This window comes from Xenorhabdus budapestensis (assembly GCF_017743015.1).
Classification (GTDB): domain Bacteria; phylum Pseudomonadota; class Gammaproteobacteria; order Enterobacterales; family Enterobacteriaceae; genus Xenorhabdus; species Xenorhabdus budapestensis.
Genome location: NZ_CP072455.1, coordinates 3,666,191 through 3,685,772 on the forward strand (window position 1 = coordinate 3,666,191; position 19,582 = coordinate 3,685,772).

19 protein-coding genes are annotated in these 19,582 nt (G+C 42.6%); 13 read left to right on the top strand and 6 right to left on the bottom strand.

Features of this window, described 5'->3' with window-relative positions; translation table 11 throughout:
- Positions 1-71: 71 nt before the first annotated feature.
- The 8 genes from ampG to HGO23_RS16180 all read left to right on the top strand — a co-directional run bounded on the left by ampG (position 72) and on the right by HGO23_RS16180 (position 9,332).
- Positions 72-1,598 carry a muropeptide MFS transporter AmpG gene (gene ampG, locus HGO23_RS16145; RefSeq protein ID WP_099135830.1) on the top strand — a complete coding sequence of 509 codons (1,527 nt, stop codon included), beginning with the start codon at positions 72-74 and terminating at the stop codon, positions 1,596-1,598.
- 233 nt (positions 1,599-1,831) lie between these two features.
- Positions 1,832-2,599 carry a nucleoside-specific channel-forming Tsx family protein gene (locus HGO23_RS16150; protein ID WP_209027249.1) on the top strand — a complete coding sequence of 256 codons (768 nt, stop codon included), beginning with the start codon at positions 1,832-1,834 and terminating at the stop codon, positions 2,597-2,599.
- 349 nt (positions 2,600-2,948) lie between these two features.
- Entirely contained in the window at positions 2,949-3,914 is a 966-nt protein-coding gene (gene cyoA, locus HGO23_RS16155; protein ID WP_099135832.1) for a cytochrome o ubiquinol oxidase subunit II, read from the top strand.
- Positions 3,915-3,918: 4 nt separating this feature from the next.
- A complete protein-coding gene (gene cyoB, locus HGO23_RS16160) occupies positions 3,919-5,901 on the top strand; it encodes a cytochrome o ubiquinol oxidase subunit I (protein WP_209027250.1) in 1,983 nt (660 codons plus the stop codon).
- Positions 5,901-6,512: a cytochrome o ubiquinol oxidase subunit III gene (locus HGO23_RS16165; RefSeq protein ID WP_099135834.1), complete on the top strand. Its 612-nt coding sequence runs from the start codon at positions 5,901-5,903 to the stop codon at positions 6,510-6,512. The genes cyoB and HGO23_RS16165 overlap by 1 nt, the downstream gene beginning before the upstream one ends.
- Positions 6,512-6,844, top strand: coding sequence for a cytochrome o ubiquinol oxidase subunit IV (locus HGO23_RS16170; RefSeq protein ID WP_038262173.1), 333 nt, complete (start codon positions 6,512-6,514; stop codon positions 6,842-6,844). The genes HGO23_RS16165 and HGO23_RS16170 overlap by 1 nt, the downstream gene beginning before the upstream one ends.
- A gap of 12 nt (positions 6,845-6,856) precedes the next feature.
- Positions 6,857-7,741, top strand: a complete 885-nt coding sequence (gene cyoE / locus HGO23_RS16175; protein WP_209027251.1) for a heme o synthase — start codon at positions 6,857-6,859, stop codon at positions 7,739-7,741.
- Positions 7,742-7,949: 208 nt separating this feature from the next.
- Positions 7,950-9,332, top strand: a complete 1,383-nt coding sequence (locus HGO23_RS16180) for an MFS transporter (RefSeq protein ID WP_209027252.1) — start codon at positions 7,950-7,952, stop codon at positions 9,330-9,332.
- Positions 9,333-9,462: 130 nt separating this feature from the next.
- Here the strand turns inward: HGO23_RS16180 and HGO23_RS16185 are convergent, their stop codons facing one another.
- Positions 9,463-9,954 carry a YajQ family cyclic di-GMP-binding protein gene (locus HGO23_RS16185; protein ID WP_099135837.1) on the bottom strand — a complete coding sequence of 164 codons (492 nt, stop codon included), beginning with the start codon at positions 9,952-9,954 and terminating at the stop codon, positions 9,463-9,465.
- 178 nt (positions 9,955-10,132) lie between these two features.
- Here HGO23_RS16185 and panE point away from each other — a divergent pair, with 178 nt between their 5' ends.
- Both panE and yajL read left to right on the top strand, forming a co-directional pair.
- A complete protein-coding gene (panE, locus tag HGO23_RS16190; RefSeq protein WP_209027253.1) occupies positions 10,133-11,044 on the top strand; it encodes a 2-dehydropantoate 2-reductase in 912 nt (303 codons plus the stop codon).
- Positions 11,007-11,600: a protein deglycase YajL gene (gene yajL / locus HGO23_RS16195; protein ID WP_209027254.1), complete on the top strand. Its 594-nt coding sequence runs from the start codon at positions 11,007-11,009 to the stop codon at positions 11,598-11,600. Before panE ends, yajL begins: the two co-directional genes overlap by 38 nt.
- Before the next feature lie 83 nt (positions 11,601-11,683).
- On the opposite strand, the gene thiI is transcribed toward yajL, so the two are convergent.
- Positions 11,684-13,132, bottom strand: a complete 1,449-nt coding sequence (thiI, locus tag HGO23_RS16200) for a tRNA uracil 4-sulfurtransferase ThiI (RefSeq protein ID WP_099135840.1) — start codon at positions 13,130-13,132, stop codon at positions 11,684-11,686.
- Between the two features lie 250 nt (positions 13,133-13,382).
- Between thiI and xseB the strand changes: the two genes are divergently transcribed.
- From xseB to dxs, 3 genes are all read left to right on the top strand, one after another.
- Positions 13,383-13,640: an exodeoxyribonuclease VII small subunit gene (gene xseB, locus HGO23_RS16205; RefSeq protein ID WP_099135841.1), complete on the top strand. Its 258-nt coding sequence runs from the start codon at positions 13,383-13,385 to the stop codon at positions 13,638-13,640.
- A 4-nt stretch (positions 13,641-13,644) separates the two neighbouring features.
- A complete protein-coding gene (gene ispA, locus HGO23_RS16210) occupies positions 13,645-14,562 on the top strand; it encodes a (2E,6E)-farnesyl diphosphate synthase (protein WP_099135893.1) in 918 nt (305 codons plus the stop codon).
- A 172-nt stretch (positions 14,563-14,734) separates the two neighbouring features.
- On the top strand, positions 14,735-16,600 hold the full coding sequence (gene dxs, locus HGO23_RS16215) for a 1-deoxy-D-xylulose-5-phosphate synthase (RefSeq protein ID WP_209027255.1): 1,866 nt from the start codon (positions 14,735-14,737) through the stop codon (positions 16,598-16,600).
- 100 nt (positions 16,601-16,700) lie between these two features.
- On the opposite strand, the gene hemB is transcribed toward dxs, so the two are convergent.
- The 4 genes from hemB to tatA all read right to left on the bottom strand — a co-directional run bounded on the left by hemB (position 16,701) and on the right by tatA (position 19,399).
- Positions 16,701-17,717 carry a porphobilinogen synthase gene (gene hemB, locus HGO23_RS16220; protein ID WP_209027256.1) on the bottom strand — a complete coding sequence of 339 codons (1,017 nt, stop codon included), beginning with the start codon at positions 17,715-17,717 and terminating at the stop codon, positions 16,701-16,703.
- Positions 17,718-17,860: 143 nt separating this feature from the next.
- Entirely contained in the window at positions 17,861-18,640 is a 780-nt protein-coding gene (gene tatC, locus HGO23_RS16225; RefSeq protein ID WP_209027257.1) for a Sec-independent protein translocase subunit TatC, read from the bottom strand.
- 3 nt (positions 18,641-18,643) lie between these two features.
- Positions 18,644-19,132 (bottom strand): Sec-independent protein translocase protein TatB, encoded by a 489-nt coding sequence (gene tatB, locus HGO23_RS16230; protein ID WP_099135845.1) that lies wholly within the window; start codon positions 19,130-19,132, stop codon positions 18,644-18,646.
- 9 nt (positions 19,133-19,141) lie between these two features.
- Positions 19,142-19,399 carry a Sec-independent protein translocase subunit TatA gene (gene tatA, locus HGO23_RS16235; RefSeq protein ID WP_099135846.1) on the bottom strand — a complete coding sequence of 86 codons (258 nt, stop codon included), beginning with the start codon at positions 19,397-19,399 and terminating at the stop codon, positions 19,142-19,144.
- Positions 19,400-19,582 lie beyond the last annotated feature (183 nt).

A 19,582-nucleotide genomic window follows, 5' to 3' on the forward strand; every position in this document is an offset into this window, starting at 1 on the left:
TATAGACTTTCTGCCTGATTTTGTTGAACTTTCCTCTGATAGATTATGGGCAGAAAGTATTAGAAGGGCTTATGACGAATCACACACTGAGTTTATCTACAATACGCAACTACCGTATTCTTCTTTTATTGGGTTTTGCCTCTGGTCTCCCCCTTGCCCTCACCGCAGGAACATTACAGGCATGGATGACTGTCGAAAACGTTGATATCAAAACTATCGGCTTTTTCACTTTAGTCGGTCAGGCCTATGTTTTTAAATTTCTCTGGGCACCTACAATGGATCGTTATTCCCCCTCGTTCTTAGGACGTCGGCGCGGATGGATGCTCATTACCCAACTTTTACTCATTGTCAGTATCGGGGCAATGGGATTTCTCGACCCATCGCAACATTTATGGTGGTTAGCTGCATTAGCTGTTGCTGTCGCCTTTTTCTCGGCTTCTCAAGATATTATTTTTGACGCCTATAAAACTGACATTCTGCTACAGGAAGAACGAGGGGCTGGAGCGGCTATTTCTGTACTGGGATATCGGCTAGCAATGCTGGTTTCCGGCGGCTTGGCGTTATTGATAGCGACTTATATTGGCTGGCATAGTATGTACTGGTTAATGGCAGGTCTGATGCTGATTGGCGTTTATGCCACTCTTACTGCTAAAGAACCTCAGATTGACGCAGCGCCACCAAAAACATTACATCAAGCTGTATTTGAGCCTTTATTTGACTTTTTTAGTCGAAACAATGCCTGGCTTATTCTGCTCTTAATAGTGATGTATAAGCTGGCTGATGCTTTTGCCCTCTCACTCAGTACCCCTTTTCTTATTCGCGGAGTAGGTTTTAATCCGGCTGAAGTCGGTATGATTAATAAAACCCTTGGCCTGGCTGCCACCATTATAGGGGCTCTGTATGGTGGTTATTTGATGCAGAAGTGGAGCTTGTTCCGTGCATTGATGATCTTCGGACTCCTTCAAACCGTTTCAAATTTCGGTTATTGGATACTTGCCGTCACTCCTAAGGATATTTATGTTATGGGTGGCGCTATTTTTCTGGAGAATATCTGTGGCGGTATGGGCACGGCAGCATTTGTTGCCTTACTAATGACGCTTTGTAATAAATCATTTTCAGCAACCCAATTTGCCCTTCTTTCTGCACTATCCGCAATAGGACGGGTTTATGTTGGTCCAGTTGCAGGCTGGTTTGCCGAAGTACATGGTTGGCCAATGTTTTATTTGTTCTCCGTTGTGCTTGGATTACCGGGGCTTGCTCTCTTACTTGTCTGCCGCAAAACACTGGCTTATACCCAAAAAACTGATAATTTCATTTCTCGAACATTATTCAGTCATTACTATCGGTTAGCCTTCCTGACCATGACATTGGCTGCACTTATTTTTATTACCTGGTTAATTATAAGTAGCCTACTATTTGTGATAACTCATTTAGTCACTTTGATATTGTTTATTTCTCCAAAATATATTCTGCTTTTCAATGAGATCAGTGACTTTATATCTCCTATGCTCTCCTGGAGTGTTGTCATTGGTGCCATAGGATTGCTACTGGGAGGTACCTTGGATTATGTGGCATTGAAGAAAAGTAAACTTGCTTAAAATTCTGCCCGTTGCAACAAAAGACTGACAAAGTTCAGTCTTTTGTTGCTCCCATTTAGTGATAATTATCACAATAAAAATAAAAAACTGAAATTATGTGACCTAAGAAACATCTTTTCTTATAGGGAAATATTTATACTAATAAATATTATTATTCTCATGTTCGCATTCATTTTGTTTCGAACTATCCATAATATTTTTTATATGTTTAAAAAAACACATAAAGGGAATTTATGAAAAGACATATTCTGACACTCACCGCAGTTGCTACTGCCTTGGTTTCTGCTTCAGCCAGCGCGGAATATCAGTGGGGGTTTGCCAATGTCAGCATGAACTACCTTGACTGGAGCAAACACACTACACATAAAACAGGGCAGACCTCTCACAAAGACGACTTTGCTTATCTGGAACTAGAAGGTGGAGCTGGTTTCAGTTGGGGAGAGCTATATGGCTTCTTTGACTTAGAAAACCCATTTAACAGCAAAACTGCACAACCTGGTGATAATCGACGTTACGCTTTCAAAACAACAGGGCGTTTTTATCTGGGAGAAACAGGTTTCAACCTTTATGGACACGTTTATGGAACCTACTCACAACCTGGGAAAGCTAACGGTGGCAACTTCCATGAAGTAAACACACTCTATGGATTGGGCTATAACACGACCTTTGCTGGTCTGTGGTTCAAACCTTTTGTTGCCCTGCACTATGTTGACCAAACTTTCTACTCAGGAAATAACGGTTATGTCGTAGGCTGGGTTGCGGGATACGATTTCAATCTTTGGGAGCAAAAATTCAGTGTCACAAACTGGAATGAAATCGAACTGAACCGTAATAAACGCTATGGTAATGGTGGCCGTGATGGTGTTAACGGGGCTCTGGGATTATGGTGGACTCCACACACTTCTTTTACTACTGGTATCCAATACCGCTATGCCAATAATAAACTAGGCGAAGATTTCCTTCAGGATGGTATTGTTTACAGTGTAAAATATAATTTCTAACAATTAGTTTAACTGATGAGCAGTATTGAACTGCTCATCAATATCAAAAACGATCATTTCATTACAATAAAAAGTCAGTTCAAAAACACTAATATGTGATTTTCATCAAAAAAATTATTTTTAAAAATAGAGAGTTACTTTAAAAATATTGCCTATTTTGATTTCTTAGATACAATGACGACCTGAAGTTAACTTTTTGTTAAATCTCATATTACATGTGATCCCTCTAGCATAAAAAACCTATAAGCCATCCTGCTTCTATTACAATTGTTTACACTCCAGTAACCTTACCGTAGAATGCCCGCACTGATGAAACGACAATAAAGCTTTTGTTATCTGGGGTCGCTCAATGAGACTTATGAAATACAAAAAAACTATTGGGTTATCGTCATTACTCGCAGCCACTTTAATGCTAAGTGGTTGCGATATGGTATTGATGAATCCCAAAGGGGCGATCGGCGTTGAACAAAAAACGCTGATACTGACAGCGTTTGGCCTAATGCTGATCGTTGTTATCCCGGCTATCGTAATGGCAATCGTTTTTGCTTTACGTTACCGGGAAGCCAATAAATCTGCTACCTATCGTCCAAACTGGGCACACTCAAATAAAATTGAGCTTGTCGTCTGGACTGTGCCTATCCTGATTATCATCACTTTGGCGACGATTACATGGAAAACGACTCATCAACTCGATCCATATAAGCCACTAGACAGTGATGTGAAACCGGTAACGATTGAAGTTATTTCCCTTGACTGGAAATGGCTATTCATCTACCCGGAACAGGGTATTGCAACTGTAAATGAAATTGTATTCCCTAAAGATGTGCCAATTAACTTCAAAATCACCTCAGACTCTGTGATGAACTCTTTCTTCATCCCTCAGTTAGGTGGTCAGATTTATGCAATGGCAGGTATGCAGACAAAACTGCATTTAATTGCTAACTCAGCAGGTAAATACGACGGTTTCTCGGCCAGTTATAGTGGACATGGTTTCTCCGGCATGAAATTCACTGCAACAGCAACTGAGGATCGTGCAAGTTTTGAAGAGTGGGTGCAGAAAGTTAAAGCATCATCTAAAACCCTGGATACTGTGCAAGCATTCAATGAGTTAGCTAAACCTAGTCAAAACAACCCAGTTGAATACTTCTCAAGCGTGAAACCAAATCTGTTCCAAGAAACTATCACCAAATTTATGGGTGATATGGGCCATAGTGGTATGTTTGGTGTATCTGGTCACGGAAAAACAGAACATGGTGAAGCTGCGGGTCATAATATGAATATGAGTCAGCCGGCTCATGCAGGTGTTGAGGAATAAAGACATGTGGGGAAAATTAACACTTGATGCAATCCCATTACATGAACCCATTATTGTGGTGACATTGATTGGGATACTTCTTGGGGGACTGGCAGTTGTTGGTGTCCTAACCTATTTCCGTAAATGGAAATGGCTCTGGACTGAATGGCTGACAAGCGTCGACCACAAAAAAATCGGGGTCATGTACATAGTTGTTGCTATGGTAATGATGGTGCGCGGTTTTGCTGATGCCATCATGATGCGGGGACAGCAAGCTCTGGCTTCCGCTGGTGAAGCAGGTTTCCTGCCCCCGCACCATTATGATCAGATCTTTACCGCTCACGGCGTTATCATGATCTTCTTCATGGCAATGCCTTTCGTTGTTGGTCTGATGAACATTGTGGTTCCTCTGCAAATCGGGGCACGTGACGTTGCATTCCCATTCCTGAACTCTCTGAGTTTCTGGTTATTTGTTGTAGGTGTCGCTCTGATCAACCTCTCTCTGGGTGTAGGTGAATTCGCTCAAACTGGCTGGCTGGCTTACCCGCCTCTGTCCGGTCTGGAATATAACCCGGGAGTTGGCGTTGATTACTGGATATGGAGCCTTCAGCTCTCCGGTGTAGGTACATTGCTAACTGGTGTTAACTTCTTCGTGACTATCCTGCGCATGCGTGCACCAGGTATGTCCATGATGAAATTGCCAGTTTTCACCTGGGCTTCACTGTGCACCAACGTACTTATCATTGCTGCGTTCCCTATTCTGACAGTTACTATTGCACTGTTAACCCTAGATCGTTATCTGGGCACCCATTTCTTCACCAACGATATGGGTGGCAACATGATGATGTACATCAACCTGATCTGGGCTTGGGGCCATCCCGAAGTTTACATTCTGGTTCTACCTGTCTTTGGTATCTTCTCTGAAGTCACTGCAACCTTCTCGAAAAAACGCCTGTTTGGTTATACCTCACTGGTGTGGGCGACAATCGTTATTACCATTTTGTCGTTCATTGTATGGCTGCACCACTTCTTTACCATGGGCTCTGGTGCGAACGTTAACGCCTTCTTTGGTATCGCCACGATGATTATCTCTATCCCAACTGGGGTTAAGATCTTCAACTGGTTGTTCACCATGTATCGTGGCCGTATCGAGTTCAAAACACCTATGCTGTGGACTGTCGGCTTTCTGGTCACTTTCTCCATTGGTGGTATGACAGGTGTTCTGTTGGCTGTACCTGGTGCGAACTTCGTACTGCATAACAGTCTGTTCCTGATTGCTCACTTCCATAACGTTATCATTGGTGGCGTTGTATTCGGCTGCTTCGCTGGTACAACTTACTGGTTCCCGAAAGCATTTGGTTTCACACTGAATGAAAAATGGGGTGTCCGTGCCTTCTGGTTCTGGATCACTGGTTTCTTCGTTGCCTTTATGCCTCTGTATGCTCTGGGCTTTATGGGTATGACTCGTCGTCTGAGCCAGGATATCAACCCAGAATTCAATCCTCTGCTGGTTGTTGCAGCAGGCGGGGTTGTCCTGATCGCACTTGGTATTCTGTGCCAGGTTATCCAGTTCTACGTGAGTATCCGTGACCGTGAACAAAACCGCGATCTGACTGGTGACCCATGGGGTGCTCGTACTCTGGAATGGTCAACTTCATCTCCACCTCCGTTCTATAACTTCGCAGAAGTTCCACACATCCAGACTCGTGATGCATGGTGGGACATGAAAGAAAAAGGCACTGGATATAAGCGCTCTGCTAAATATGAAGAAATTCATATGCCTAAAAACACAGGTGCTGGCGTAATCATTAGTGCATTCTGTCTGATCTTAGGCTTTGCGTTGATCTGGCATATCTGGTGGATGGCTATTGCAAGTTTCGCAGGCATTATCATCAGTTGCATCGTGAAAAGCTTTGACGAAGACGTTGATTACTACGTTCCAGTGGCTGAAGTCGAGAAAATTGAAAATCAGCGTTACGAAGAACTGAGAAAGGCAGGTATAAAATAATGTCGACTCAAACCCTTAACAGTACAGCTGCCCATGACGCTCATGGGCACCACGACACAGGAGCCAACAAAATATTTGGTTTCTGGATCTACCTGATGAGTGACTTGATTCTGTTTGCAAGTCTGTTCGCTACCTATGCAGTACTAGTTAATGGCACTGCGGGTGGCCCAACAGGTAAACAGATTTTTGAACTACCATTTGTCTTGGTAGAAACCTTCCTGCTGCTGTTCAGTAGTATCACCTATGGTTTCGCCATGCTGAGCATGAACAAAGGCAAAATCGGTCAAGTTAACCTGTGGCTATTTGTTACTTTCCTGTTCGGCCTGGGCTTCGTCTCAATGGAAGTTTATGAATTCCATAAACTGATCATAGAAGGTTATGGCCCTGACCGCAGCGCATTCCTGTCTGCTTTCTTCGCGCTGGTTGCTACTCACGGTCTGCACGTAACTTTTGGCCTGATTTGGATCATCATTCTGATGATTCAGGTTTCACGCCGTGGCCTGACTGACGTGAACCGTACGCGCCTGAACTGCCTGAGCCTGTTCTGGCACTTCCTTGACGTTGTATGGATTTGTGTATTTACTGTCGTTTATCTGATGGGAGCTATGTAATGAGTCATCCAAATACTTCTCATTCCGGCGCCAGCCACGGTAGTTTCAAAACCTATATGATTGGTTTTGTTCTGTCAGTTATTTTGACCGTGATCCCATTCTGGATGGTGATGGATGGTACTGCCTCACACAGCACAATCCTGACAACAGTAGTTGTTATGGCTGTTATTCAGATCTTTGTTCATTTCATCTGCTTCCTGCACATGAATACATCGTCTGAAGAGCGTTGGAATCTCGTTGCTTTAATATTCACAATACTGGTCATCGCTATTGTTGTTGTTGGCTCCCTGTGGATTATGTACAACCTGAACATCAATATGATGGTTGATTAAGGGTTGATTTGAATGATTAAGCAATACCTGCAAGTGACCAAACCAGGAATTATTTTCGGAAATCTAATTTCTGCGATTGGTGGTTTTCTACTCGCTTCCAAGGGCGTAATAGATTACCCCTTGTTCTTTGCAACAATGGTCGGGGTATCGCTGGTGGTAGCATCAGGTTGTGTATTCAACAACTATATCGACCGCGATATCGACAGGATCATGGAAAGAACAAAAGAAAGGGTCCTTGTGAAAGGGCTTATCAATCCTAAAATCAGCCTGATTTACGCCTCAGTGTTAGGTATTGTTGGCATTGTGCTGCTCTATGTGGCAGCCAATGCCTTAGCAATGCAGTTAGCTCTCATCGGGTTTGTCGTTTATGTAGGGGTTTATAGCCTCTACATGAAAAGGAAGTCTATTTATGGCACGCTGGTTGGCAGCTTGTCAGGCGCTGCACCACCTGTCATTGGTTATTGTGCAGTAACCGGACAATTTGACACAGGGGCTCTCATTCTGTTGTTGATCTTCAGTTTATGGCAGATGCCCCACTCTTACGCCATTGCTATTTTTCGGTTCAAAGATTATCAGGCTGCCAATATTCCAGTATTGCCTGTAATTAAGGGTATCTCTGTGGCCAAAAACCATATTACCCTCTATATTCTGGCATTTATGGTTGCCACTCTGATGTTAGCAATCAGTGGCTACGCAGGTTACAAATACCTGATTGTCGCTGCTGCAGTAAGTATTTGGTGGCTGGGTATGGCATTATCCGGTTATAAAACCACTAATGACCATATCTGGGCTCGTAAGTTATTTGTATTTTCTATTGTCGCTATCATGTCATTGAGCGTCATGATGTCTGTGGACTCCGCAGCATCTCCAGAAATAATGCTGACTTACGTCCGATAATATCAAAATGGCAGGGGAAACAGATCCTTGCCATTTTTCCTTTCTTTATCTCTTACAAACATTAATAAATTACTTCGTTTAGATCACTCTTGATAAATATGATTTAGTAACCAATACGTTGGTAATCTGCATGAAATGAGCATATTGCATCAATTTATTCCTTTCTAAGCAAAATGCCATATCGAATTTTTTGAGGTATCAGGTATCCATGAACGATAATCAAATGACTCCCCTTGAACTCCGGACAACATGGGGCTTGGGTTCCGTTTTTTCTCTACGCATGTTAGGCATGTTCATGGTCTTACCCGTCCTGACGACCTATGGTTTAGAATTACGGGATGCCACTGAGGCCCTGATAGGAATTGCAATCGGTATCTACGGCTTAACACAGGCAATATTTCAAATTCCATTCGGGTTACTTTCAGATAAAATTGGTCGAAAACCTTTGATAATAGGTGGACTACTCATTTTTGTATTAGGCAGTATCATTGCTGCCTTTAGCGACTCTATTTGGGGAATTATCGCCGGAAGAGCTTTGCAAGGTGCAGGTGCAATCTCTGCTGCAATCATGGCGTTATTATCAGATCTTACCCGCGAACAAAATCGTACAAAAGCAATGGCATTCATTGGTATCAGTTTTGGCATCACATTTGCTTTTGCTATTGTTGTCGGCCCTGTTATTGCCCATCACATCGGATTAAATGGTTTATTTGGTACGATCGCAATTCTTGCCAGCGGTGGTATCTTAATAACACTATTCGCTGTCCCATCAACACATAATCATTTATTAAATCGTGAATCTGGCATTGTCCGGGGCAGTTTCCGGCGTGTACTTTCTGATCCTCAATTACTCAAACTCAATTTTGGTATTCTCAGCCTACATACCTTATTGATGTCCAGCTTCGTTGCCCTGCCCTTGATCATGAAAAAAGTAGGTTTTCCTCCCCAACAACATTGGAAAGTTTATTTAATTACTACACTTATTTCTTTTATTGCTGTTTTACCATTTATTATTTATGCGGAGAAAAAACGCCGCATAAAACAGGTTTTCTTGCTTTGTATCGGCATGTTGTTCATTGCTGAATTTATTCTGTGGTCTTTGGGGTCACATCTTTGGGGAATATTTGCAGGTATTCAGATTTTCTTTCTTGCTTTTAATATCATGGAAGCTATTTTGCCTTCATTGATCAGCAAAGAAGCACCAGCAGGCTACAAAGGTACAGCAATGGGCGTTTACTCTACCAGCCAGTTTCTTGGTGTCGCGCTGGGAGGCAGTATCGGTGGAATGCTATATGAACTGCAAGGCGCATCATTAGTATTTATGGGCGGTATTATTCTCACCATATTCTGGTTTATTCTCAGCCTCACATTACGTCAACCACCTTATGTCAGTAGTATCAGGCTCATCTTGCCAGCTCAATTAAATGCTCCTGAAATTCTGGAAAAGAAAATATTGTCTCAAGCGGGTGTGAAAGATGTCATTATTGTACTGGACGAACTGAGTGCCTATATCAAAGTCGATACTAAACAAACTAATCGTGAGCAACTAGAACAGATTGTGTTTTCTCATACCCAAGAAGCTCTGAGATAATAGGGCTCTATAAATAATGAATTTATTAGGGAAGCATTTGTAACAATTGAAATTACTCAGCTTCCCTTAAATATTTTGACCAGAGAAAAAAGTAAATCTGCTGATATCAGCAGTCAGTCACGGAAAACAGTTAGTCACGGAAGTTAGTGAATTGGAAAGACTGCCCCAACTCTGCGCCACGAACTAATACAATAACACCTTGCAGATCATCACGAGCTTTACCGGTAACTCGCACTTGCTCGCCCTGAATTTGTGCCTGAACTTTCAGCTTGCTATCTTTAATCAGCTTGACGATTTTTTTCGCTAACGGTGTATCAATACCTTGCAGCAAAGTTGCCTCCACACTGTAAGTTTTACCGCTATGCACCATATTTTCAGGAATATTCAGTACAGAGCTGTCAATTCCTCGCTTAGCAAGTTTTTCACGCAGAATATCGACCAGTTGATTAACCTGAAAATCAGACTCACTCGCAATCTTGACCGATTCGCTCTTTTCGTTTAGTTCAAAACTCGCATTGACATTGCGGAAATCCCAACGATTGGTTAATTCCCTCTGCGCATTCTCTACCGCATTACGCACTTCCTGCATATCAACTTCTGAAACAATATCAAATGATGGCATTATCAGTCACCTCCAGCTAATCAATAATCCGGCATGATAACCGCTTTCCATTATTGGCAAAAGATCTATACTCCCCACACTAAGTGATCTTTTGGAATTTACGTTATCTTAGCGCGTTTGGAATTCAGATCAGCATAATTTTGAGGTTCCCAATGAAGGCATTTCTCAAGGAAGAACGATGAAAATAACTGTTCTTGGCTGTGGTGCAATGGGTAAACTGTGGCTTGCTGCCTTATCCCGACAACATCACCAAATTCAGGCATGGCTAAAAGCGCCACAACCTTTTGTCGACATTCATATTGATAACTTTCAGGGTAAGGTATTTGAACAACAACTTCCTGCCAATGATGAAAAACATCTTGCCGAAAGCGAATTGTTACTTGTTTACCTAAAAGCCTGGCAAGTTTCTGCTGCTATCAATAACCTTGCCCCCAAACTTTCCCCTCATTGTCCGATCCTTTTACTGCATAATGGAATGGGAACACAAGATGAACTTTTATCTCTGCCCAATCCCATCTTATCGGGAGTGACGACTCATGGGGCATATCAGGAAAGTGGTACTGTTTATCACAAATCACAAGGTATAACCCATATTGGTTCTATATTGCCTGATACTGATAAATTCAGTTTTTTAGCCAAAATTTTGCATGACGCCTTACCAGACGTAACATGGCACGACGATATCTATACCATCAGCTGGCTAAAACTTGCCGTCAATTGTGTTATCAATCCACTCACCGTAATTTATGATTGTAAGAATGGCGAATTATCGCATCACGTTACAAATATCCATTCATTATGTGATGAGATCTATCAGGTGATGCAAAAAGAGGGCCTTCAGATCACCAAGCCAACGCTTATCAATTACGTGATGGATGTTATTGAGCGAACATCTGAAAACTCTTCATCTATGCGGCAAGATATTCGGGCACAACGGCCTACAGAAATAGATTACATTACCGGATTTTTACTACACCGAGCCCGTGTACATGGGCTGGTGCTTACAGAAAACATCCACATTTATCGTTTTATCAAACGCAAGGAGGAGAAATATGAACATTTCAGCTCTCATTTGCCTCGCACACGGTAGTGAAGAAATAGAAGCTGTCACGACCATTGATTTGTTGGTCAGAGCCGGGATCAATGTCACCATCGCCAGTGCAGTGACCAATGGAGCTCTGACATTAACCTGCTCGCGTGGCGTTAAAATTGTTGCAGATGCTCCCTTATTCGATGTTATTGATGAAGATTTTGATGCTGTTATTCTGCCAGGAGGGATAAAAGGGGCAGAATGTTTTCGCGATAATCTATTAGTTGTAGAGAAAATCCGCACAGCCCAAAGTCAGGGTAAAATCATTGCAGCAATCTGTGCATCTCCAGCCGTTGTACTGGAATATCATCAGCTTTTCCCGATTGGAAATATGACAGGCTACCCAGGTATGAAAGATAAAATAGCCCCAGAAAAGTGGATCGATCGTCGGGTTTATTTTGATGAGAGGGTTAATTTGCTCACCAGTCAGGGGCCTGCAACTGCTTTTGACTTCGCCCTGAAGCTGATTGAACTACTGAAAGGAAAAGACAAGGCAGCAGAAGTTGCAGCTCAATTAGTCTTACCACCCGGTATAAATAACTACCAAAATCTATAGTAGTGAATCTGTTAATATAAGCTGCTAACAGAAATCTATTCTGCCAGCAGCTTATATGTTTCTTTCAGATGTACTAACTCAGATTAAGGCCGATAAACTTTCACATTCTGAAAACCTTGTTCACGCAAGTAAAGCGCCTGCAAACGGCTCATCACACCGCGTTCACAATAAAGCAGATAATTTTTCTCTTTCGACAAATCACCAAACTGGGTACTCAACTTATAGAAAGGTAATGATTGAATTTCGATACCTTCCATACTCAGTGGGTGATCATCCTGTTCATCTGGTGAGCGAATATCCAACAATACATCATTCGCAGAAAATTCAGTGACTGTTTCCACTTCCACAACCTGCTCGCTGGCCTGTTCAGCAATCTGACGAATATCCAAGTTCTGGGCTTCACTTACCACACGCTCTAGAATATTAAAATCGAACTTACCCTCTTCCTCTTCAATTTTAGCTTTAACGGCTTTGACAGTTGGACTTTTAGAGATCACACCACAAAATTCCGGCATAGTACGAGCAAAATCTTCCGTTCCAATTTCGCGTGCCAGCTTAATAATGTGTTCTTTATCGTGAGAAATCAGTGGACGGAGGATCAACGTATCCGAAGCGTTATCAATCAGTCTCAAGTTAGTCAATGTCTGGCTGGAAACCTGCCCCAATGCCTCTCCTGTCACGATTGCTTGCACACCATAACGTTCTGCAATCTTGGAAGCAGCTCTGACCATCATTCTTTTCAGCACAACACCCATTTGACCGTCATCCACTTTTTCCAGAATTTCAGCAACAACTGGTTCAAAATCGACGGCAACAAAACGAACCTTATGGGAACTGCCAAATCGGTTCCATAAGTAGTGAGCTACCTGTTTCACACCAATTTCATGGGCAGAGCCACCAAGATTAAAGAAGCAGTAATGTACACGACAGCCACGGCGCATCAGCATATAACTGGAGACCCCAGAGTCAAACCCGCCTGAGATAAGGGACAGAACATCTTCCTGCGTTCCGATAGGAAATCCGCCGCTCCCCGGATGACGAGCTTTAACCAGGATCAGTTTATCCTGATCAATTTCCAGATTTACCGTCACATCTGGATGAGTCAGTTTCACTTTGGCAGATTCAATATGCTGATTCAGGCCGCCACCGATATAGCGTTCAGCCTCATTGGAAGTGAAACTATGTTTACCACGACGCTTCACACGGACACAAAATGTTTTTCCATGCAGTAAATGCCCATATGCTTCGTAGGTTTGTTCAAAGATATGATGCAAGTCACGAAAATCTCTCTCTTCTACTTGCAGGATATGGTGAATACCCGGAATACGTGTCAGTGCATCACAAATTTCTGCACCAAGATTATCATTTTTAGCTCGAACTTCGATATTATCCCAATGGCGAACAACAGCAATCTCTTCTCCTAATGTTTTCAGCACATTACGAATATTGCTAGCAAGGATTTTAATAAAACGTAAACGGACAGTTTGGCTCTTGATCGTAATTTCTGGGAATAATTTAATGATAAACTTCATAGTAAGATATTGTAGTCATTCAATATTGAACTATCACAAATAGTATCAATGATTGTTTTTAAGTGGTTCAGTTGGATAAGGCGTAGAGTATAACACCATCTCACTACATCTCCTGTAAAAACAGATCATCTTCTGTAAAAAAACAGTGGTAACGAATGATTTATTTCTTTCAGTGTAGTAGGGTACTCTGCAAGTCTGTAACGAAATTATCTTACTGTAATTCGTTAAATAATCACACTTTAAAATTATTATGTCTAATGCAAATCGAACATCAGAAACCGAGCAAGCACCAGCATTTGAAACTTCCCTGAAAGAGCTGGAGGAAATTGTCATTCGCCTGGAATCAGGGGAACTCCCTTTAGAAGATGCATTAAATGAATTCGAGCGTGGCATTCAACTTGCAAGACAAGGGCAAAAAACCCTCCAACAAGCGGAACAACGAGTGCAAATTTTATTGAATCATGATGCACAATCTCCACTTGATGAATTTTCGCCTGATGCTGAGTAACTTTATGTCTGAACAATATAAGGCTCCTTTTGAAGAGCAATTAAACAATTGCCAGCAACATATCAATAATAAGTTGATGGCAGCATTTTCTTCATTACCCTTTTTGGACAGCCCGTTAGCAACAGCAATGCAACATGGTGCTGTACTGGGTGGAAAGCGGCTTCGCCCATTTTTAGTTTATGCTGTGGGTGAAATGTTTGGTCTTTCCAAAGAGAGCCTTGATGCGCCAGCCATCGCTTTAGAGTGTATCCATGCCTATTCACTGATCCACGATGATTTGCCTGCAATGGACAACGATGATTTACGTCGTGGTCAACCTACCTGCCATATTAAATTTGGCGAGGATCACGCGATCCTGGCTGGAGATGCGTTGCAATCATTAGCCTTCGAAATTCTGGCAAAGCAAGAGATACCAAATGTGGCATTATCTGACCGTCTTGCAATGATTGCTGAATTAGCAACATCCAGTGGTATTGCGGGCATGTGTGGCGGGCAATCATTGGATTTGGAAGCCGAAGGGAAACAGATTGATCTTGCTGCGCTGGAACAAATCCACCGACACAAAACAGGTGCATTAATTCGTTGTGCGGTCAGATTGGGTGCTTACGGTGCGGGCACACGTGGCCATGAAGCGTTGCCTTGGCTGGATCAATATGCACAGGCAATCGGCCTCGCGTTTCAGGTGCATGATGATATTCTGGATGTCATTGGTGATACAAAAATTATCGGCAAGCGTCAGGGGAATGATCAGCAACTTGGAAAAAGCACCTACCCTGCATTATTGGGCTTGGAGCAAGCCCAGAAAAAAGCCAAAGATCTTTATAAAGATGCTATTGCTGCACTCACAGAACTGGAAAATCAATCCTATAATACTGTGACTTTAAAACAACTGGCAGGTTTCATCATTGAAAGAAACAGCTAAAAAACCGGTCATGACCATGACAATCACCGTTTTGTAAGTTACCGGTTACATACATCCAAAATCAATAAAATGGAACATGGCCTTATAGGGAGAGCCCAACAATTACATGCTGATAATTCCAGGGTTCTTAATCTTCAATTTATAACGTGCATAGCGTTTTAACAGGCATAGCATGAACATTGATATAGCGAAATATCCAACATTGGCATTGGCGGAAACCCCTGAAGAACTACGCCTGCTACCCAAAGACACTTTGCCAAAGTTATGCGATGAACTGCGCCAATTTTTGCTAAACAGTGTCAGTCGCTCCAGCGGCCACTTTGCTTCCGGTCTCGGAACTGTCGAATTAACGGTCGCACTTCATTACGTTTATAAAACACCTTTTGACAATTTAGTCTGGGATGTCGGTCATCAGGCCTATCCACATAAAATTCTGACCGGACGCCGTGATCGTATCGACACTATTCGCCAGAAAAATGGTCTCCACCCTTTCCCGTGGCGAGATGAAAGCGAATATGACACGCTATGCGTCGGTCATTCATCGACCTCAATCAGTGCCGGATTGGGTATGGCAATTGCAGCAGAACATGAAGGTAAGGGCCGTAAGACAGTCTGTGTGATTGGTGATGGTGCCATTACCGCAGGTATGGCTTTTGAAGCCATGAACCATGCAGGTGATATTGATCCTGATATGCTTGTCATCCTCAATGACAACGAAATGTCTATTTCCGAGAACGTTGGAGCATTGAACAACCATCTGGCACAATTGCTTTCAGGAAAATTGTACTCAACTCTGCGTGAAGGTGGTAAAAAAGTCTTCTCTGGCCTGCCCCCTATCAAAGAGTTATTGAAAAAGACCGAGGAACACCTTAAGGGTATGGTTGTTCCCGGAACACTGTTCGAAGAGCTTGGATTTAACTATATCGGCCCGATTGATGGTCATGACGTATTGGCGCTGGTTCAAACATTGAAAAACATGCGTGAACTAAAAGGGCCTCAATTTCTGCATATCATGACCAAAAAAGGCCGTGGTTATGCTCCTGCGGAAAAAGATCCAATCAGTTGGCATGCTGTACCTAAATTTGATCCATCTACCGGCTCCCTGCCAAAAAGTACAGATACCCGCCCAACATTTTCCAAAATCTTCGGTGAATGGTTGTGTGAAGAAGCAGCCTCCGACAAAAAACTCATGGCGATCACTCCAGCTATGAGAGAAGGCTCTGGCATGGTACGTTTCTCTCGTGAGTACCCTGAACAATACTTTGACGTTGCTATTGCCGAACAACATGCTGTGACATTTGCAGCAGGGCTGGCAATCGGGGGATATAAACCAATTGTCGCGATTTACTCTACCTTCCTGCAACGTGCTTATGATCAGCTTATTCATGACGTTGCTATCCAGAACTTACCGGTCCTGTTTGCCATTGACCGTGGCGGGATTGTCGGAGCCGATGGGCAGACTCATCAGGGAGCATTCGACCTTTCATTCCTGCGCTGTATCCCCAATCTGGTGATCATGGCACCGAGTGATGAAAATGAGTGCCGTCAGATGCTGCATACGGGTTACCACTATCAAAATGGCCCTGCTGCTGTTCGTTATCCACGAGGTACAGGTGTAGGGGCAGAACTCCAGCCACTGGAAAAACTGCCAATTGGCAAAGGTGTTGTTCGTCGTCAAGGAGAACGCATTGCTATCCTGAACTTCGGCACATTACTGCCAAACGCACTACAGGCCGCAAAGTCCTTGAATGCAACCGTTGTTGATATGCGCTTTATCAAACCTCTGGATAAAGAATTGGTACTAGAAATGGCTTCTCAACATGATTTACTGGTGACGTTAGAAGAGAATTCCATCATGGGAGGAGCCGGTAGTAGCGTCAATGAATTGCTGATGCAGGCAAGTCAGCCAGTTCCGGTATTAAACCTCGGTTTACCTGACTACTTTATACCGCAAGGCACACAGGCAGAGCTTCATGCTGACTTAGGGCTGGATACAACTGGTATTTTGAGCGCTATCGAAAAATATCTGAATAAATAGCCTGTCATAACGGATGAATATCCTTTTTATTTATTCATCCGTTATTGTTTTTTACCCAATATCTCAAGTTACGATATTTTTTAAGGTAAATAAGGACTCATTAATATTTCTGTTCATGCAGCCATTGTGCTACACGCTTGGCAAAATAAGTCAGAACCCCATCTGCTCCTGCACGTTTGAAACAGAGTAAAGATTCCATAATCGCGGGTTGTTCTTTCAACCAACCATTTTGAATGGCTGCCATATGCATCGCATATTCACCAGACACCTGATAAGCGAATGTCGGCACACCGAAGGTATCTTTTACCCTACGGATCACATCCAGATAAGGCATACCAGGTTTTACCATCACGCTATCTGCGCCTTCCTGTAAATCCTGCGCGATCTCCTGTAATGCTTCATCACTGTTTGCCGGATCCATCTGATAAGTCATCTTGTTACCACCTTTCAGATTACTACTGGATCCAATAGCATCTCTGAATGGCCCATAGTAACAAGAAGCATATTTAGCCGAATAAGCCATGATCTGCGTGTTGATATGGTCATCATTCTCAAGCTGATCACGAATAGCACCGATACGGCCATCCATCATATCGCTGGGAGCAACAATTTCAGCCCCTGCTGCTGCATGAGATAGTGCCTGCTTCACCAAAATCTCTTTAGTGATATCGTTGATAACATAGCCATCCTTATCAATAACACCATCTTGCCCGTGAGTAGTAAATGGATCCAATGCAACATCAGTTAACAAGCCTAACTCTGGAACAGCACCTTTCAAGGCACGAACAGAGCGTTGGATCAGACCATCAGGGTTATAAGCTTCTTTAGCGTCCAGTGATTTTTTATCTGCTTCAATAACCGGAAACAGAGACAAAACAGGAATACCCAGTCGGGCAATCTCTTCGGCTTCTTTCAGCAGAAGATCGATTGTCAGACGATACACTCCCGGCATGGAAGGCACTTCCTGCCGCCGATTAGTTCCTTCCATCACGAACACCGGATAGATCAAATCATTAACGGTCAGTTGATTTTCAGCGAATAGGCGGCGGGAAAAATCATGACGACGCACACGGCGCATACGACGGCCAGGAAATGTACCTGGAAATACATAACTCATTCTGCTCTCCTAATGTAAAACCCAGCGGTAATACACTGGGTTAATTTTGCCATCACTTTACTTGTAATACTGCCGATCTTAACACTATCAGACAGTTGGCGATAATTATGACTGGTAGGTAGCCTGATTACTTTTCTGAGTTATCACCTGCCTGAGTTGTCACCTGCATCATATTCCGATTCATCATCCGTTTTAGATGGCTTATGTTTTCCCACATAAAATTGAGAAAACAGAACCCCCAGTTCAAATAGCAAGTACATGGGAACAGCCAACAAAGTTTGCGAGAAGACATCCGGGGGAGTGAGTAGCATCCCTACTACAAACGCCCCGACCAGAATATAAGGGCGTTTTCTTTTCAGTGATTCAGGTGTTACTACCCCACTCCAACACAGCAGAATAATGGCGATTGGCACTTCAAACGAGACACCAAATGCCATAAAAAGCGCCATAACGAAACTCAGATAATTACTGATATCCGTCGCAATCAACACGCCAGTGGGGACTGTTTTAGTAAAAAAACCGAATACGAAGGGAAATACGACGAAGTAAGCAAAAATCATCCCCAGGTAGAATAAGACACTACTGGACAACAACAGCGGCATAATCAAACGCCGTTCATGTTTATACAGAGCCGGTGCAATAAATGCCCATACCTGATACAGGATCATGGGTGCCGAAACAAAAATTGATACCATGATGGTAAGTTTGATCGGCGTGAAGAAAGGGGATGCCACATCCGTTGCGATCATATTCGCACCTTTAGGTAATTGTTCCATTAAAGGCGCAGCAATAAGTCGATATATATCGTTAGAAAAATAAACCAATGCCAGAAAAACTACCAGCACAGTAATCAAACTATTCAAAATCCTCTTACGCAGTTCAATCAGGTGACTGATAAGAGGTTGAGTATCATCCACAGACATGTTTTAGTGTTCACTATTGGATTTTTCAGGAGATTGCTTTGTATTCTGTTTGGTACTTTCTTTTGAGATTTCTTCTAGCTTTTTTTCTGTTACTTGTTCTCTATATTGGTTTAGTTTCTGCTCTGGTACTGGATCAGATTCAAGAGAGTGAAAATGCGTTTCGTCTTCTTCCAGCTCTTTAGCTTCTTCAGAAGTAAGCTGATACGACTTCTTCAACGATTCAGCCGCTTCCCTTAATTCATCCATTGATGCTTTTAATTCTGGAGAAAGAGACTGTAAGTCTGCTTTTTCTTCCATTTTTTTCAAGCTATCCTGAAGCTCCTGCAACTTTAATTCTTTTGCAAGTTCACTCTGGACATTGACTGCCAGTGATCGTAATACCCTTATCCAGCCTGCTATAGTTTTGACAGCAACAGGCAGACGCTCAGGCCCCAGGACAATCAGGCCAATTACCAGCACCAACAGCAGTTCACTAAAACCAATGTCAAACACAATTTATACCTATTCTTTTTTGTCTTTACTCTCTGATTTTTCAGACTGAGCAACGGTGGGCTTTTCAGTGAGATTTTTAGTTTCAAAGTCAGCATCATGGTTGTTTTTCTCAGTCTGATCTGACTTTTCATCATCACTCATCGCTTTTTTGAAGCCTTTTATCGACTCTCCCAAATCAGAACCTAATGTACGTAGTTTATTAGTCCCGAACAACAAAACAACAATGACAGCAATAATGAGTAATTGCCAAATACTTATACCACCCATACTGATCTACCTCATGTTCGTGGGGAATATACCCTTCATCTTTCAGTTTGTAGTTTTGTTGACTACATCTTGAAATCTACCTCAGGTACATATTATTAATAATTTCATTATAAACTACGAACTTTATGTTCGAAAATACCCGCAACCATACCAAAAACTACAGCAAAATAATCTTTACTTCTT

What these genes read in the sequence shown, in the direction of transcription:
- ampG (WP_099135830.1), top strand. Translation starts at nt 72, where the DNA reads ATGACGAATCACACACTGAGTTTATCTACAATACGCAACTACCGTATT.
- HGO23_RS16150 (WP_209027249.1), top strand. Translation starts at nt 1,832, where the DNA reads ATGAAAAGACATATTCTGACACTCACCGCAGTTGCTACTGCCTTGGTT.
- cyoA (WP_099135832.1), top strand. Translation starts at nt 2,949, where the DNA reads ATGAGACTTATGAAATACAAAAAAACTATTGGGTTATCGTCATTACTC.
- cyoB (WP_209027250.1), top strand. Translation starts at nt 3,919, where the DNA reads ATGTGGGGAAAATTAACACTTGATGCAATCCCATTACATGAACCCATT.
- HGO23_RS16165 (WP_099135834.1), top strand. Translation starts at nt 5,901, where the DNA reads ATGTCGACTCAAACCCTTAACAGTACAGCTGCCCATGACGCTCATGGG.
- HGO23_RS16170 (WP_038262173.1), top strand. Translation starts at nt 6,512, where the DNA reads ATGAGTCATCCAAATACTTCTCATTCCGGCGCCAGCCACGGTAGTTTC.
- cyoE (WP_209027251.1), top strand. Translation starts at nt 6,857, where the DNA reads ATGATTAAGCAATACCTGCAAGTGACCAAACCAGGAATTATTTTCGGA.
- HGO23_RS16180 (WP_209027252.1), top strand. Translation starts at nt 7,950, where the DNA reads ATGAACGATAATCAAATGACTCCCCTTGAACTCCGGACAACATGGGGC.
- HGO23_RS16185 (WP_099135837.1), bottom strand. Translation starts at nt 9,954, where the DNA reads ATGCCATCATTTGATATTGTTTCAGAAGTTGATATGCAGGAAGTGCGT.
- panE (WP_209027253.1), top strand. Translation starts at nt 10,133, where the DNA reads ATGAAAATAACTGTTCTTGGCTGTGGTGCAATGGGTAAACTGTGGCTT.
- yajL (WP_209027254.1), top strand. Translation starts at nt 11,007, where the DNA reads ATGAACATTTCAGCTCTCATTTGCCTCGCACACGGTAGTGAAGAAATA.
- thiI (WP_099135840.1), bottom strand. Translation starts at nt 13,132, where the DNA reads ATGAAGTTTATCATTAAATTATTCCCAGAAATTACGATCAAGAGCCAA.
- xseB (WP_099135841.1), top strand. Translation starts at nt 13,383, where the DNA reads ATGTCTAATGCAAATCGAACATCAGAAACCGAGCAAGCACCAGCATTT.
- ispA (WP_099135893.1), top strand. Translation starts at nt 13,645, where the DNA reads ATGTCTGAACAATATAAGGCTCCTTTTGAAGAGCAATTAAACAATTGC.
- dxs (WP_209027255.1), top strand. Translation starts at nt 14,735, where the DNA reads ATGAACATTGATATAGCGAAATATCCAACATTGGCATTGGCGGAAACC.
- hemB (WP_209027256.1), bottom strand. Translation starts at nt 17,717, where the DNA reads ATGAGTTATGTATTTCCAGGTACATTTCCTGGCCGTCGTATGCGCCGT.
- tatC (WP_209027257.1), bottom strand. Translation starts at nt 18,640, where the DNA reads ATGTCTGTGGATGATACTCAACCTCTTATCAGTCACCTGATTGAACTG.
- tatA (WP_099135846.1), bottom strand. Translation starts at nt 19,399, where the DNA reads ATGGGTGGTATAAGTATTTGGCAATTACTCATTATTGCTGTCATTGTT.